The 14,403-nt window shown below is 64.3% G+C and carries 16 protein-coding genes; 12 read left to right on the forward strand and 4 right to left on the reverse strand.

The window, feature by feature from the left end:
* Positions 1-4 precede the first annotated feature (4 nt).
* The 5 genes from FRZ40_RS26580 to FRZ40_RS26600 all read left to right on the forward strand — a co-directional run bounded on the left by FRZ40_RS26580 (position 5) and on the right by FRZ40_RS26600 (position 4,445).
* On the forward strand, positions 5-850 hold the full coding sequence (locus tag FRZ40_RS26580) for an NAD-dependent protein deacetylase (protein ID WP_028366414.1): 846 nt from the start codon (positions 5-7) through the stop codon (positions 848-850).
* 41 nt (positions 851-891) lie between these two features.
* A complete protein-coding gene (locus tag FRZ40_RS26585; protein ID WP_028366413.1) occupies positions 892-1,497 on the forward strand; it encodes a pyridoxamine 5'-phosphate oxidase family protein in 606 nt (201 codons plus the stop codon).
* Positions 1,498-1,503: 6 nt separating this feature from the next.
* The gene (locus FRZ40_RS26590) at positions 1,504-2,118 is read left to right on the forward strand and encodes a DUF938 domain-containing protein (protein ID WP_147236113.1); all 615 of its coding nucleotides are present in this window, start codon (positions 1,504-1,506) and stop codon (positions 2,116-2,118) included.
* A 285-nt stretch (positions 2,119-2,403) separates the two neighbouring features.
* Entirely contained in the window at positions 2,404-3,813 is a 1,410-nt protein-coding gene (gene gndA, locus FRZ40_RS26595) for an NADP-dependent phosphogluconate dehydrogenase (protein WP_028366411.1), read from the forward strand.
* A 311-nt stretch (positions 3,814-4,124) separates the two neighbouring features.
* The gene (locus tag FRZ40_RS26600) at positions 4,125-4,445 is read left to right on the forward strand and encodes a DUF4148 domain-containing protein (RefSeq protein WP_028366410.1); all 321 of its coding nucleotides are present in this window, start codon (positions 4,125-4,127) and stop codon (positions 4,443-4,445) included.
* 155 nt (positions 4,446-4,600) lie between these two features.
* Here FRZ40_RS26600 and FRZ40_RS26605 read toward each other — a convergent pair whose 3' ends face one another.
* On the reverse strand, positions 4,601-5,362 hold the full coding sequence (locus tag FRZ40_RS26605; protein ID WP_240057288.1) for a DUF2968 domain-containing protein: 762 nt from the start codon (positions 5,360-5,362) through the stop codon (positions 4,601-4,603).
* A 55-nt stretch (positions 5,363-5,417) separates the two neighbouring features.
* Complete coding sequence (locus FRZ40_RS26610) at positions 5,418-5,738, reverse strand: hypothetical protein (RefSeq protein ID WP_028366408.1); 321 nt, start codon at positions 5,736-5,738, stop codon at positions 5,418-5,420.
* A gap of 238 nt (positions 5,739-5,976) precedes the next feature.
* Between FRZ40_RS26610 and FRZ40_RS26615 the strand changes: the two genes are divergently transcribed.
* From FRZ40_RS26615 to FRZ40_RS26625, 3 genes are all read left to right on the forward strand, one after another.
* A complete protein-coding gene (locus FRZ40_RS26615; protein WP_028366407.1) occupies positions 5,977-6,288 on the forward strand; it encodes a cupin domain-containing protein in 312 nt (103 codons plus the stop codon).
* A 270-nt stretch (positions 6,289-6,558) separates the two neighbouring features.
* Complete coding sequence (locus FRZ40_RS26620) at positions 6,559-7,305, forward strand: peptidoglycan DD-metalloendopeptidase family protein (RefSeq protein WP_028366406.1); 747 nt, start codon at positions 6,559-6,561, stop codon at positions 7,303-7,305.
* Between the two features lie 268 nt (positions 7,306-7,573).
* Complete coding sequence (locus FRZ40_RS26625; RefSeq protein ID WP_147236114.1) at positions 7,574-7,852, forward strand: hypothetical protein; 279 nt, start codon at positions 7,574-7,576, stop codon at positions 7,850-7,852.
* Between the two features lie 269 nt (positions 7,853-8,121).
* On the opposite strand, the gene FRZ40_RS26630 is transcribed toward FRZ40_RS26625, so the two are convergent.
* Both FRZ40_RS26630 and FRZ40_RS26635 read right to left on the reverse strand, forming a co-directional pair.
* Positions 8,122-9,765, reverse strand: coding sequence for an NRAMP family divalent metal transporter (locus FRZ40_RS26630; protein WP_147236115.1), 1,644 nt, complete (start codon positions 9,763-9,765; stop codon positions 8,122-8,124).
* A 2-nt stretch (positions 9,766-9,767) separates the two neighbouring features.
* Positions 9,768-9,971 carry a hypothetical protein gene (locus FRZ40_RS26635; RefSeq protein WP_147236117.1) on the reverse strand — a complete coding sequence of 68 codons (204 nt, stop codon included), beginning with the start codon at positions 9,969-9,971 and terminating at the stop codon, positions 9,768-9,770.
* Between the two features lie 781 nt (positions 9,972-10,752).
* Between FRZ40_RS26635 and FRZ40_RS26640 the strand changes: the two genes are divergently transcribed.
* From FRZ40_RS26640 to FRZ40_RS26655, 4 genes are read left to right on the forward strand one after another with little or no spacing between them, the layout of a single operon-like run.
* Positions 10,753-12,675, forward strand: coding sequence for a potassium transporter Kup (locus tag FRZ40_RS26640; protein WP_147236119.1), 1,923 nt, complete (start codon positions 10,753-10,755; stop codon positions 12,673-12,675).
* Positions 12,676-12,677: 2 nt separating this feature from the next.
* Positions 12,678-13,343 carry a nitrile hydratase subunit alpha gene (nthA, locus tag FRZ40_RS26645; protein WP_147236120.1) on the forward strand — a complete coding sequence of 222 codons (666 nt, stop codon included), beginning with the start codon at positions 12,678-12,680 and terminating at the stop codon, positions 13,341-13,343.
* Positions 13,340-14,005 (forward strand): nitrile hydratase subunit beta, encoded by a 666-nt coding sequence (nthB, locus tag FRZ40_RS26650; RefSeq protein WP_147236122.1) that lies wholly within the window; start codon positions 13,340-13,342, stop codon positions 14,003-14,005. Before nthA ends, nthB begins: the two co-directional genes overlap by 4 nt.
* Positions 14,002-14,379, forward strand: coding sequence for a nitrile hydratase accessory protein (locus FRZ40_RS26655; RefSeq protein ID WP_147236124.1), 378 nt, complete (start codon positions 14,002-14,004; stop codon positions 14,377-14,379). Before nthB ends, FRZ40_RS26655 begins: the two co-directional genes overlap by 4 nt.
* Positions 14,380-14,403: the final 24 nt, after the last annotated feature.

Raw genomic sequence — 14,403 nt, forward strand, 5'->3', positions numbered from 1 at the left:
CCCCATGTCCACGCTGATCGAACCTCACGCACTCGCCGCGCTCCAAGATTTCGTCGAACGCTATCCGCGGCTCTTCGTGCTGACGGGCGCGGGCATCAGCACCGATTCCGGCATTCCCGGTTATCGCGACGAAAACGGCGAGTGGAAACGCTCGCCGCCCATCACGCTGCAGGAGTTTCTCGGCTCGATTGCGTCGCGCCAGCGCTACTGGGCGCGTAGCACGGTCGGCTGGCCCGTCGTCGCGAAGGCCGAGCCGAACGCGGCGCACCGCGCGCTCGCACGGCTCGAAGCGGCCGGGCGCGTGCGCACGCTGGTCACGCAGAACGTCGATGGCCTGCATCAGCGTGCAGGCAGCAGCGACGTGATCGAACTGCACGGCAGCATCGGCGAAGTGACATGCCTCGATTGCGGCACGCATCACCGTCGCGCGTCGATCCAGCAGATGCTGATCAACGAGAATCCCGCGTTGCTCGACGTGATCGCCGAGCCTGCCGCCGATGGCGACGCGCATCTCGAATGGCACGATCTCGGCTCGTTTCGCGTGCCCGCGTGCCCGCACTGCGGCGGACTGCTGAAACCGGCTGTCGTGTTCTTCGGCGAAAACGTGCCGAAGCCGCGCGTCGAGGCGGCGTCGAACGCGCTCGATGCCGCCGATGCGATGCTGGTCGTCGGTTCGTCGTTGATGGTGTATTCGGGCTATCGCTTCTGCGCGTGGGCGCAGAAACTGGGCAAGCCGATCGCCGCGATCAATCTCGGGCGCACGCGCGCCGACGCATTGCTGTCGCTGAAAGTCGAAGCGCCGTGCGGCGATGCGCTGGCCGCGCTCGCGGCGAGTCTGGCGGTGCGCTGACCCGAATGCCTGGCTACCTGCCAATTCAACAAGGAACGCCGATGCTCACGACGATCGAAGAACTGGAAGCGCTGTACGGGCAGCCGCACGATCGCTCGGTGCGCAAGGAGATTCCGTATGTCAACGACTGCTATCGCGCGTTCATCGAGCATTCGCCGTTCATCGTGCTGGCGACGGCGGGCCCCGAAGGTCTAGACTGCTCGCCGCGCGGCGATGCGCCAGGCTTTGTGCGGCTGATCGACGAACGCACGCTGGCGATTCCCGACCGCGTCGGCAATAACCGCATCGACAGCCTGCGCAACGTGATCGTCAATCCGCATGTGGGGCTGCTGTTCGTCGTGCCGGGTGTCGGCGAAACACTTCGTGTGAATGGGCGCGGGCGCGTTTCGGCCGATCCGGCGCTGCTCGACAGCTTCCCGGTCGACGGCAAGAAGCCGCGTTCCGTGCTGATCGTCGATATCGACGCCGTGTACTTTCATTGCTCGAAAGCGCTCGTGCGCTCGAAGCTGTGGGATCCCGCGCGCCACGTCGAGCGTTCGCAGCTGCCGAGCGCGGGCGACATGCACAAGCGGATCTTCGGTGAGACTTTCGATTCTCTAGCGTATGATCGCGACCTCGCTGAACGTATCCGAACCAGCCTGTACTGAATCGCCATGACGACGCCCGACCCGAACCTGCGCCAGCACGCGCCCGCCGCCGAACGCAACCGCGAGCCGATTCTCGCCGTGCTCGAACGCGTGCTGCCCGCGACGGGCACCGTGCTCGAGATCGCGAGCGGAACGGGGCAGCACGCCATCCATTTCGCGGCGGCGCTGCCGCAACTGACCTGGCAGCCGAGCGATCCGGGCGAAGACGCGCGTGCGTCGATTGCCGCATGGACGGCGCATAGCGGGCTCGCCAACGTGCGTGCGCCGCTCGCGCTCGACGTGCGCGACGCGTCGTGGGGCCTCGATGCCGCCGACGCCATCGTCTGCATCAACATGATCCTTATCTCGCCGTGGGAATCGGCGCGGGCGCTGACCGGCGGCGCGGGGCGGCTGCTGAAAGCGGGCGGCGTGCTGTTTCTATACGGGCCGTACCGGCGCGGCGGCGCACATACGGCGCCGAGCAACGCGGCGTTCGACGCCCAGCTGCGAAGCCGCGATCCCGCATGGGGCGTGCGCGACATGGAAGACGTCGTGGCGCTGGCGGATGCAGCGGGTTTCGATCTCGACGAAACCGTCGAGATGCCCGCCAACAACTTCAGCCTCGTGTTCCAGAAACGATAGCCGCGGCGGCGGGTCTGACGCCTGACTCCGCGCTTGCGCGACCGCTTGCAGGATGCATGTGCGCGGCGCGTTTCGCGGACTAAGCTGTAGAGGATCGGCGGCGTGCAGCGCATGCACGCAGCGAAAGCGCGGCGAAAGACACTACGCATCGTCCATGCCCGTCATCGGTATGAGATACGGGAGTACGCGAGCGGCATCCCGTCATTTCTTTTATCCTTTCATCCTCGACGCTGTGCCTTGATGGCGGGCGCAGCTTCACGACTTACTGGAATCTGGAGAATTCACATGGGCAAACAGGCAATCGGCGTAGTGGGGCTGGCGGTGATGGGCCGGAATCTGGCGCTGAACATCGAGAGCCGCGGCCACGCGGTGTCCGTGTTCAACCGCACCCGCGAGAAAACCGACGAACTGATCGCGGAGTTTCCCGACCGTAAGCTGGTTCCGACCTACACGCTGGAAGAGTTCGTCGATTCGCTTGAAAAGCCGCGCCGCATTCTGATGATGGTCAAGGCAGGCGAAGGCACCGACGCGACGATTGCTGCGCTGCGTCCGCTGCTGGATAAGGGCGATATTCTGATCGACGGCGGCAACACGCACTTCACCGACACCATCCGCCGCAACCAGGAACTCGCGAAATCGGGCCTGCACTTCATCGGCACGGGCGTGTCGGGCGGCGAAGAGGGCGCGCTCAAGGGCCCGTCGATCATGCCGGGTGGCCAGCGCGAAGCCTACGACCTCGTTGCTCCGATCCTCACCGAAATCGCCGCGAAGGCGCCGGACGGCGAGCCGTGCGTCGCGTACATGGGTCCGGACGGTGCGGGCCACTTCGTGAAGATGGTCCACAACGGCATCGAATACGGCGACATGCAGCTGATCGCGGAAAGCTACGCGGTGCTCAAGCAGGTGGTCGGCCTGTCGAACCAGGAACTGGGCGCCGTCTACACCGAGTGGAACAAGGGCGAGCTGGACAGCTACCTGATCGAGATCACGTCGAAGATCTTCGACAAGAAGGACGAAGAGACGGGCAAGGATCTCGTCGACGTGATCATGGACCGCGCCGCGCAAAAGGGCACGGGCAAGTGGACGAGCCAGAACGCGCTCGACCTCGGCGCGCCGCTGCCGCTGATCACGGAAGCCGTGTTCGCGCGCGTGCTGTCGTCGCTGAAAGACCAGCGCGTCGCCGCGAGCAAGGTGCTCGAAGGGCCGGCCGCGAAGCCGTTCGCGGGCGACCGCGCCGCGTTCATCGAAGCCGTGCGCCGCGCGCTGTACTTCAGCAAGGTGATTTCGTACGCCCAGGGCTTCGCGCAGTTGCGCGCGGCATCGGACGATTACAAATGGGATCTGGACTACGGCACGATCGCGAAGATTTTCCGGGCCGGCTGCATCATCCGCGCCCGCTTCCTGCAGAAGATCACGGACGCCTACGCGAAGGACAAGCAGATCGCCAACCTGCTGCTCGATCCGTATTTCCGCGACATCGCGGCGAACTACCAGGCGGCGCTGCGCGACGTCGTGATCGCGGCGACGACGGCGGGCGTGCCCGTGCCGGCGTTCTCGTCGGCGATCGCGTACTTCGACGGCTACCGTTCGGCGCGTCTGCCCGCGAATCTGGTTCAGGCGCAGCGCGACTTCTTCGGCGCGCATACGTTCGAACGCCTCGACAAACCGGGCAGCTTTCACGCGAACTGGTCATAAGCCGGATCGCCTGAATCCGCACAGGTTGAAACGCCTCGGCGCCTGCACGGCGCCGAGGCGTTTTACTTTGCGCGGTGCACCCTTTCGGCACGATTGTTTCAGCAAGCGCACAAATTTTGGAACACAGTGTTGCAATTTTCCGATCCAAACAAGCGGCCGAATCCGGTAACGCGCCAGATTATTTCAATAATAGCAACATAGTTTCATCGAATAAGGGATTTCCCTAGGGCGTCACCTTCCATAAACTTGCATCAACGCTGACGAACGCAGTGTTCGCAGCGAACCAAAAAACAAGTTCTCGGAGGTTGTCCATGAAAGCCCTGATTTCCGCAGTCGTTCTCGCCGCCGCTGTTGCCGCTCCCGTCGCATCGTTCGCACAGTCGAGCCAGCAGCCGCTTACGCGCGCCGAAGTTCGCGCCGATCTCGCCCGTCTGGAAAAGGCCGGCTACGATCCGCTGTCCGATCGTCAGAATTACCCGAACAACATCCAGGCCGCCGAAGCACGCGTCCATGCACAAGACGTCGCGCAAGCCAGCACGACGGGTTACGGCGTGCAGACGAACGGCACGTCGCAAGCCGGCCGCTCGCTGGGCGATGAGAAGGGTCCGCGTTCGGTGTTCTTCGGCAACTAAGCCGTAGGTGCAGCGCGATGGTCGAGGTCCGCGAGCCTCAGACCTCGCGAGCAGACAAAAGAAGGTAGAAAACGCCCGTCAGGTCGATCCTGACGGGCGTTTTTGCATTCCTGCCGCGTACAGCGCGTCCGCTGCGGGAACAGGGTGCGCGGCGTTCAGCGCGGAATATGCGGAATCGCTTCGTTGTTCGCGACGTTCAGCTGATGCACCTGCCGATGCGCCTTGTTCAGCTGCGCCTGCGCCGCCGTGCGTTGCGCTTCGAGTTGCGCGAGATCCTTGCGCAACTGATGCTGCCTGCCCGTCACCGCCTGATCCTGCTCGGTGGTGCGCTGCAAGCCCCGACGCAGCCGCTCCGCGTGCGCTTCGGACTCGGCGATCAGGCGTTTCAACTGTTCGTTCTGCGCTTCGAGCTGCAGGCGGCGCGTCTCGCCGTCGGCGAGCCGCGTGGCCTGTTCCTGCATATGGTGGAACAGTTGCCTGGCCGTATTCATGTCGCTCGTGGTGAGCACGCGCCACATGCGGTCTTCCTGAAACAGTGCCACGAAGTATTTCAGTTCTTTTGGATAAAACAGCAGGCTGACGGAATAATCAAAAGTACGAAACGTGTGAAACGTCTTCAGTGCCGCATCGTCGGCCATGCGTTCCACATCGTTTGCGTCAGCCAGTTGCACGGCGCGTCCATTCGACGCGGAAGGCGTGACCTGCACCGCATGCAGCGGCGTGACGGGGCGCGGGGGCGCGCTCGCGGGCCGCTCGTCGATGGTTGCGCCCGCATCGCTCTCGCTGGCGGGAAGGTCGGCGAGTTGAGCCGGTTCGGATTCTGCGGCGTGTTGCGAAGCGTGCTGCTGCGGGAAATGAAGGTGTGCCGCTGCGCCATTGCTGACGGCGGCGCGGCGCATGTTCAAAAGATTTTTCACGATCGATCCTCGGTAGGCGGCCGGGAAGCCATACCTCTTCAGGTTTGCGGGCACATCAATGCAGCGTGCGTTGCCCACCCGCGATATCGTCGAATAGCGCACGGCCTGGTTCCAGCGCGAAGAGCCACGACTGGTCGTAATCGCTGAGCGCTTCGAGCGCCTGGCGCAGCTGCTCGAGTGCGACAGCGGGAATCTCGACGCTCGCTTCCACGCCGCTCGACAGGCGGCGCACGCTCGCCAGTTGCACGAGGGCATCGGCGGCCTCGGCGACATCGACGGCAAAGACGAGATGGGCATTGAGCAGTTCGACCAGTGCAGGCGATGAAGTCATCTCATCGACATTCAACTGCACGGCAAGAAACAACGCCTTGTTCATGGAACCTCCTCGTTAAACGGAAACGCTGAAGTGGATGAACCGTCTCGCCGCGCATCGGCTTACGGACATGCGCATTTCATTGACTGCGGCAAAGTTCAGTATAGGCGAGCACTCCAGCTATGCAATGGCGCGCAAGCCGCATGCAACGGTCATCTCCGGGCATGTGAGCAAGAGACGTGCGTGATCGCGAGCGACACTATAATGTCCAGTCCGACAACCATCATTGCGCAAGCTCGCCATGAAGATCGTCCGCAGCAGCACGTTTACCGCAGAGCGCGCGTGGGGCGCGCTCGACATCGCCAACATGAATGGCATCACCACTCGCCTGCACTGGACCGACCAGCCCTACAAGTGGCACATCAACGATGGCGAGGAAGTCTTCGCCGTGCTCGACGGACGCGTGGAGATGCGTTATCGCGAAGCGGGCGTCGAGCACTCAACGGTGCTCGAAACAGGCGACGTGTTCCATGCGTCGGTCGGCACCGAGCACGTCGCACATCCCATCGGCGAAGCACGCATTCTCGTCATCGAGTCCGCAGGCAGCGTATGATCTTGCGTTTTCGCCAGGCGCGAAATTAATTGGGATTGCAGAAGGAATCACGCTGGCAGCCGGGAAAGCTATCGCAGCAGTCGTCTTGCGCGAGTCGGGCATGCTCCAGAACGAACCTGTCGAGCCTGCCCTGTTTGCGTTTGCCGGCCGTCATTTTTCGGACGGGCGGCCGAGGCATAATATTTGCACTGCATATCCCGCTACACGTTCAAACGACGGGCGGCCAACCTGAGCGCCGTCCCGTCCCATACCGCGTCGAGGGCCACAAAAATGACAGTAAAACGGCAATACGTCGTCACGCAGGCTTTGATCTCGCTCGCCGTCGCGAGCCTGCTCGGCGCGTGCACCACGTACCCGTGGGAACCGCAGCAGGCGTCGGCGCCCACTTATCGGACGGCGCCGTCCGGTGCGGCCGCCAGCGGCGTGCCCGCCGGGTTTTATCGGGTGAATCCGGGCGATACGCTGCAGAGCATCGCGGGCGCGTACGGCCAGCGCCCGCAGGATCTCGCGGCGTGGAACGGTCTGACAGTATCGACACCCGTCGCGCCCGGCCAGATGCTGCGCGTCGGGCCGCCCACCTACGCGCAGACCACGCCCGTGCCGACGCCCGCGCCATCCACCACGGCCGTTCCGCCTGCGCCCGCCGCGCAACCGCAGATTGCGCTCGCGTGGCCGTTGCGCGGCCCGATCCTGAAACCGTTCGTGGCGGGCAAGTCGAAGGGCATCGTGATCGGCGGACGCCCCGGCGATCAGGTGCGCGCCGCCGCGACGGGGCGCGTCGTCTACGCGGGGACGGGCATCGAGGCTTACGGTCCGCTCGTCATCATCAAGCACGACGACACGCTGATCACGGCCTACGGCCAGAACAGCAGGCTGCTCGTGCAGGAAGGCGACGCCGTCACGCAAGGCCAGCCGATCGGCGAAGTCGGCGCCGACAGCAACGGCGTGCCGTCCATTCAATTCGAAGTGCGCAAGGACGGCAAGCCTGTCGATCCGCTTGCGTGGCTGCCGCGCTGATATCTGACGGTTCAGCTTCCTCAAATTCCCTGAAACGTCAGCCGAAGCACATACGGCGGGCCGAGTGCCCGCCAGCCGTCATCGAACAGCATCGAACGGCCAACACTTGCGCACCCGACAGTTGGTCCGGATCAACCAGCAGGCTTCTCCCGTTTCGACCGAAGGCCCTTCGCAGCGGGCTTCGCAGCGTTTGGCATGGTGCGTGCAGCACGCCCAGCGAGCGCGGCGCAGCCGGCGCTCGCCATCCTATCGTTGCTGGAGAACCATCATGACTCACCTGCTTGTGAAAGACCTGTCGAGGGTCGACGAACTCGATCGTCAAACTGCGAAGACCGTGCGCGGCGGTATCCTCATCATCAGCAAGCCGACCGAGCCGGGCCCATGGCCGAGCTTCCCGGGCATGCCGTCGATGCCCTGGCCGCCGATGCATTTCCCCGTTCCGCCCGTGCATGCGGGCGGCGGCTGTAACGACGGCGGTAACGGTGGCGGTGGCGGCTACATCATTCCGTATCACGCCACCGCGCCGATGGATCCGCGTCTGCAATGATCCGCGTGCCGTGGATGACAAACGCCGGGGCGAGCCGTTAAGCAAGGCTCGTCCCGGCGCGTTCATTTCGGGGAATCAGACAGGCGGGCAGGGGAAGGACCGATCCACGTCCCATCAACCGTAATGCAACGCTCATGGCATGCGCTGCTGCTTTGCATTGCGTCGGCAGAAACCTGCACCGTGGATCGGCGGCGATACTGTGTCACAACCCTCCGCGCCGGGGTATCAGGATTGTTCGAAAAAGTCGCGTGAGCGCCTTCCGGCTTCGCTCAGGTCAATGCGAGCTGCACGACCTTCACGATCACGAGTGCAACGGCCACCACCAGATAGCCGCGCAACGCGCTCATCCAGATGCGGCGCGGCAATGTCATCACGGGCCTCGGCAGCGTGTCGAGCGGCGGTGTGCGCCAGGTCATGCGTTCGGCCTTGCTGATCGCGGGGGCGCTCTCCGTGGCCGGCGTTCCGCGCAGACGGCGCAGCGCGGTCGCCACCACGAGCGCGACCACGGCGAGCAGCGTGCCGCCCGCGAGAATCTCGATGATCGCGTGTCCGCTGATGTCCGGATACACCACCGATGCCGTCAGCACGACGGACAGCAGCACCAGCGCCCACACGACGGCGCCCGTGAACAGGTTCAGCCCTTTCGAGTTGACCCACGGCCCGAGCACCGCGCGATCGTTGCACAGCAGAAGCAGGAACACGGTTGCGCTCGGCAGCAGCACGCCCGCGAGCGTCTGCACGGCTTCCGTCAGCAGGCCGAGCGGGCTGCCCGGAATGAGCACGAGTCCCGCCGCCGCTGCGACGATCCCGAAGTACACGAGATAGAAACCCTTCGCGTCGGCGACACCGCGATGCAGCGAGTGACGGATCTTGAACACGTCGCCGATTGCATAAGCCGTAGACAGCGACACGGCCGCCGCGCCGATGATGCACGCGTCGATCAGCGCAATCGCGAACAGCACGGCAGGCGTGCGGCCCGCATACTTTTCGAGGCCCGCGATCACGCCGCCTGCATCGGAGAACTGGCCGAATTCCGGCTTGCCGCCGAACAGCGCCGCGCTGAACGAGATCATCGCGATTGCGCCGATCAGCACGAACACGATGCCGATCCACAAGTCCGCCTTCTCGTACTTCATGAAGCGCGGCGTGATGCGCTTGTCGATCACATAGCTTTGCTGGAAGAACAACTGCCACGGCGCGACAGTGGTGCCGACGATACCGATCACGAGCAGCATCACGTCCGACAGCTTCGCGTGTGCGGGCCATGCGGGCATGAACAGATGCTGCGTCATCTGCGAGACGGGCGGGTGGATGGTCACGAGCACGGGCACGAGCAGCAGGCTCAGCAGACACAGCACGATCGCAAAGCGCTCGAAGCGTTTGAAGTCTCCCGTGCTGACGGCCGCCATCGTCAGCGCGGCCGCGATGCACACGCCCGCCACCTTCGATACGCCGAAGAAGTCGAGCACGAACGTAATGCCGATGAATTCGGTGACGATGGTCAACGCGTTGAGTATGAACAGATCGACGACGCTGAACGCGCCCCAGAACTTGCCGAAGCGTTCGAAGATCAGGCGCGCATGACCGACGCCCGTCACGGCGCCGAGACGCAGCACCATTTCCTGATTCACGTACAGCACGGGCACGAGCAGCAGCAGCGTCCACAACAAGGTGGTGCTGTAGTTCTGTCCGGCTTGCGTGTAGGTGCCGAAGGCGCCCGCGTCGTTATCGCCGACCATCACGATGAGGCCGGGTCCGACAATCGCGAGCAGTGTGCGCAGACGCGCGCCCCAGCTGTTGCGCGGGGCGGTGTCGTGATGCGCGATCGTGCCGAGCGCGCCGCGGATGTCGCCGACATGCGCGTCGTCGAGAACGGCGGAGCGCGTCGGCAGTGCTTGTGGTGGCGTTGCCATTGTTATTCTCCCTTGAACGGATATAGGTCGAATGATTTCCGTTTTGCCGCGCTGCGCTTTCCGAGCAGGGCGGCGGCGATGCTGTGCAGCTTGTGTGCGAGCGTGGCGGGTACGGCGCGGCGCTCGTGTTTCAGCGAAAGAAGCGCGTCATAGTGCGCGCGTGCTTCGCGGGTTTGCGGCAAGGTCGAAAGAAGCAGGAAGTACATATCGGTTCTCCGGCACGAAGTCTCGTGCATGCGAGGCGGCAAGCGCCGGAGAGTCGATGGAATCGAGCAGCCGTCGGCTTGCGTGCCTCAGTTCGTTAAAGGCATGTCGGGGTTCGAGGCGTGACTGTCACTGTCGGGCATGGCGGCTCCCGGTTAATGGGTAAAACGCATCGCGATCTGCGATACGCACGTCGGTATCAACGCGCGGCCTGGGACGCTTCGAATATTCGCAACGGCAAGCGACGTCAAGCGAAGGCATGAGCGCATGCGTACGCACACGCGGACACACGCGAAACGTAACCGCGACAGCGGCTGCGATCACGCGCGAACGCGCGGCGCGCACACGGCGTTCAAACCGATGGCGCTAAAACAGGATGCACGAGGGATGAAACTGCGACGCGCACCGTCTGCCTGCTGGCAAGACGGCGGCTAATGAGGAAGGCGCGGACGTCTTGCCGTTCAGGCGGCGAAACTGTTCGAAAACGTACTACTGCAACTGTCCAAGGCAACGCCCCTCAAATTTCGAGATAAGAGAATTTTATGCCCGCGCGCAAGCCCGAGTCAATGAACTTTCTTAAGCAGAACCGAAATGTGCGGGGCAGCGCACATCGGCTGTCGGATGACGCCCACAAACGGTTCGCTGCGCTTTTCTACAGGCTCTTTCTATACTGGATTGAGCCGCGAATACGGGTCGTGCGTTCCCGATACGTCCGACCATTCATCCGGCTTTCAGATCGCCCGCAAGCAGCCAACGACCACATGGCGATCACAGGAGGGAGACATGAGCCTGTCAGCCACGCATCCCGGCGCGGATTCCATCGGCGCGCCTGCGCCGCACAAGCCGGCGCTCCGTTCGCTGGCGCTTGCCGCACTGGGCGTCGTCTATGGCGATATCGGCACGAGTCCGCTGTACACGCTGCAGACCGTGTTCGAGCCGTCGAGCGGATTGCTGCTCACCCCGCTGAACGTGATCGGCATCGTCTCGCTGATCTTCTGGTCGCTTACCGTCGTCGTGTCGCTCAAGTATGTGGCGCTGATCCTGCGCGCGAACAATCACGGCGAGGGCGGCATCATGGCGCTGCTCGCGCTGGCGGCGTCGTCGGTGGCGAGCCGGCCGAGGCTGCGGCACGCGCTGCTGATCGTCGGTGTGATGGGCGCGTCGCTCTTCTACGGCGACAGCATCATCACGCCCGCGATTTCCGTGCTCAGCGCCGTCGAAGGGCTCGAAGTCGCCGCGCCGTTTCTCAAGACCTGCGTGATACCCGTCACGCTGATCGCGCTCGTCACGCTGTTCGTGATGCAGAAGCACGGCACGTCGGGCATCGGCGCGGTGTTCGGGCCCGTGATGGTCGTGTGGTTCGTCGTGCTGGCCGTGGTGGGCGTGACCAACGTGGTCGCCGCGCCCGCGATTCTTGCCGCGCTCGATCCGCTCGCCGGTCTCGCGTTCTGCCTGCGTCACGAGTGGCTCGCGTTCGTCGCGCTGGGCGCTGTCGTGCTGTCACTGACGGGCGCCGAGGCGCTGTATGCCGACATGGGCCACTTCGGCGCGCGGCCGATCCGTATCACATGGTTCGGTCTCGTGTTTCCCGCGCTCGCGCTGAACTATCTCGGCCAGGGCGCGCTGCTGATTTCGAATCCCGCCGCGGTGCAGAATCCGTTCTACCGGCTCTTTCCGCAATGGGCGCTGTATCCGATGATCGTGCTCGCGACGGTCGCCACCGTGATCGCGTCGCAAGCCGTGATTTCCGGTACTTACTCGATGACCAAGCAGGCGATGCAGCTCGGCTTCCTGCCGCGCATGAATGTCGTCTACACGTCGGAGAAGGAGATCGGCCAGATCTATGTGCCCGGCATCAACTGGACGCTGCTTGCCGCCGTGGTCGCGGCCGTGCTCGGCTTCGGCTCGTCGACGGCGCTCGGCTCCGCATACGGCATCGCGGTGACGGGCACGATGTTGATCACGACGCTGCTGACTTTCTTCGTCGTGCGCTACGCGTGGCATTACAACTGGGCGCTGTGCGTGTTCGCGACGGCGTTCTTCTTCGTGATCGACGCGACGTTCTTTTCGGCGAATCTGCTGAAGATCGTCGAAGGCGGCTGGTTCCCGCTGCTGATCGGCTTCGTGATGTTCACGATCATGGCGACGTGGGGGCGCGGCTGGGAGATCATGCTCGCGGAGGCGCGCGCGCGAGCGGGCACGATGCCGCTCAAGACCTATCTGGAGAAACTGGTGGCGCGCGAGCCCGTGCGGGTCGGCGGCACGGCGATCTTTCTGACGCCGAATCCCGACAGCGTGCCGCATGCGCTCGTCAACAACCTGATCCACAATCATGTGCTCCATAAACGCGTGGTGTTCCTCACTGTGAACAACGACGAGATACCGTGGGTCGACGAGAACGAACGCGTCAGTCTGACGACGGTATGCGAGGGCTGCTATCAGCTCACGATCCGCTACGGTTTCAAGGACGAAGTCGATTTGCCGAAAGCCCTTGCGACGGCGAAGTCGCTCGGCCTCGATGTCGAACCGGATGAGGCGTCGTACTTCCTGAGCCGCGCGACCGTCGTGCCGACGCCGGGCGCGGGCATGGCGATGTGGCGCGAGCGGCTTTTCGCCGTGATGCTGCACAACGTCGGCAACGTGGCCGCCTATTTCAAGCTGCCTGCGAATCGCGTGATCGAAGTCGGCGCGCGCGTGGAGATCTGACGATGACGCATGATGCCTCCCACCAGCACGGACATTCGCACGATCACGAAGGCAGCGAACTGCCGGAGATGGATCTGCGCGTGCGCGCGCTGGAATCGCTGCTGATCGAAAAGGGTTACGTCGATCCCAGGGCGCTCGACGTGCTGATCGACACCTACGAGCACAAGGTCGGTCCGCGCAACGGCGCACGCGTGGTCGCGAAGGCGTGGTGCGATCCTGCGTTTCGCCGGCGGCTGCTCGACGACGCGACTGCTGCGATCGCGTCGCTCGGCTTCACGGGACGGCAGGGCGAGCATATGGTCGCGCTGGAGAACACGAAGGTCGTGCACAACATGGTCGTGTGCACGCTGTGTTCGTGTTACCCGTGGCCTGTGCTGGGTTTGCCGCCCATCTGGTACAAGTCCGCGCCGTATCGCTCGCGCGCCGTGATCGATCCGCGCGGCGTGCTCGGCGAATTTGGCGTCACGCTGCCGGAAAACACGGAGATCCGCGTCTGGGATTCGACGGCGGAAGTGCGCTATCTCGTGCTGCCGATGCGTCCGCCCGGCACTGACGCGCTGAGCGAAGACGAACTCGCCGATCTCGTCACGCGCGATTCGATGATCGGCACGGGCCTTGCGCTCGCGCCGCATACGGCGAAGCAGTCGGCGAGTGGAGGCCAGCCATGAACGGCGCGCAAGACATGGGTGGCATGCAGTCGTTCGGTCCTGTCGTGCCCGAAGCCGGCGAGCCGTATTTCCACGCAGACTGGGAGCGCCACGCGCTCGCGTTGACGATTGCGATGGGCGCGACGGGCACATGGAACATCGACATGTCGCGCGCCGCGCGCGAAAGCCTGCCGCCCGCGCAGTATCTGGCGAGCAGCTACTATCAGATCTGGTTCGCCGGGCTGTGCAAGCTGCTGATCGAAACGGGGCTCGCGACAGCCGATGAAATCGACAGCGGCGCTTCGCAGCAGGCCGCCGCTTCAGTGACGCGCGTGCTGGCCGCCGACCAGGTCGAGACGATGCTGTTTAGCGGCAGTCCGGCGTCGCGACCTGCCCCGCGTCCGGCGCGCTTTGCCGTCGGCGATGCAGTGCGCACGCTGATGCTCAATCCGTCGACACACACGCGCCTGCCGCGCTATTGCCGGGGCAGGCGCGGCCAGATCGTCGCCGTGCACGGCGCGCATGTGTTTCCCGATTCGAACGCGGTCGGACGCGGCGAAGATCCGCAATGGCTGTACACGGTGCGGTTCGATGCCGTCGAATTGTGGGGCGAGGACACGACGGCGTCGTCGGTGTGCACCGATTGCTGGGAGCCGTATCTCGAAGCGGACGACGCGGCATGAGCGAGCCGCCTCTTACAGTGACGGAATCGCGAGCGTTGCTCGATGCGCTGCCCGGCTTGCCGCGCGACGGCGCCGGTCCGGTGTTCGCCGCGCCGTGGCAGGCGGCTGCGTTCGCGATGACGCTCGCGCTGCACGAGCGCGGCGTGTTCACGTGGCCGGAATGGGCCGCGGCGCTGGCCGATGCGATCCGCGACGCACAGGCGCAGGGCGACCCCGATCGCGGCGATACCTACTACGCGCACTGGCTGACGGCGCTCGAACGGATTGCGACGGCCAAAGGCTGCGTGACGCGCGACGGGCTGAGCGAGCGCCGGGACGCGTGGGACGCGGCGGCGCGCCGCACACCGCACGGTCAGCCGATCGAACTGGATTGAACGCCGCCCGTCGTCACCGAACCG

It is taken from the genome of Paraburkholderia azotifigens, assembly GCF_007995085.1.
GTDB classification, from domain to species: domain Bacteria; phylum Pseudomonadota; class Gammaproteobacteria; order Burkholderiales; family Burkholderiaceae; genus Paraburkholderia; species Paraburkholderia azotifigens.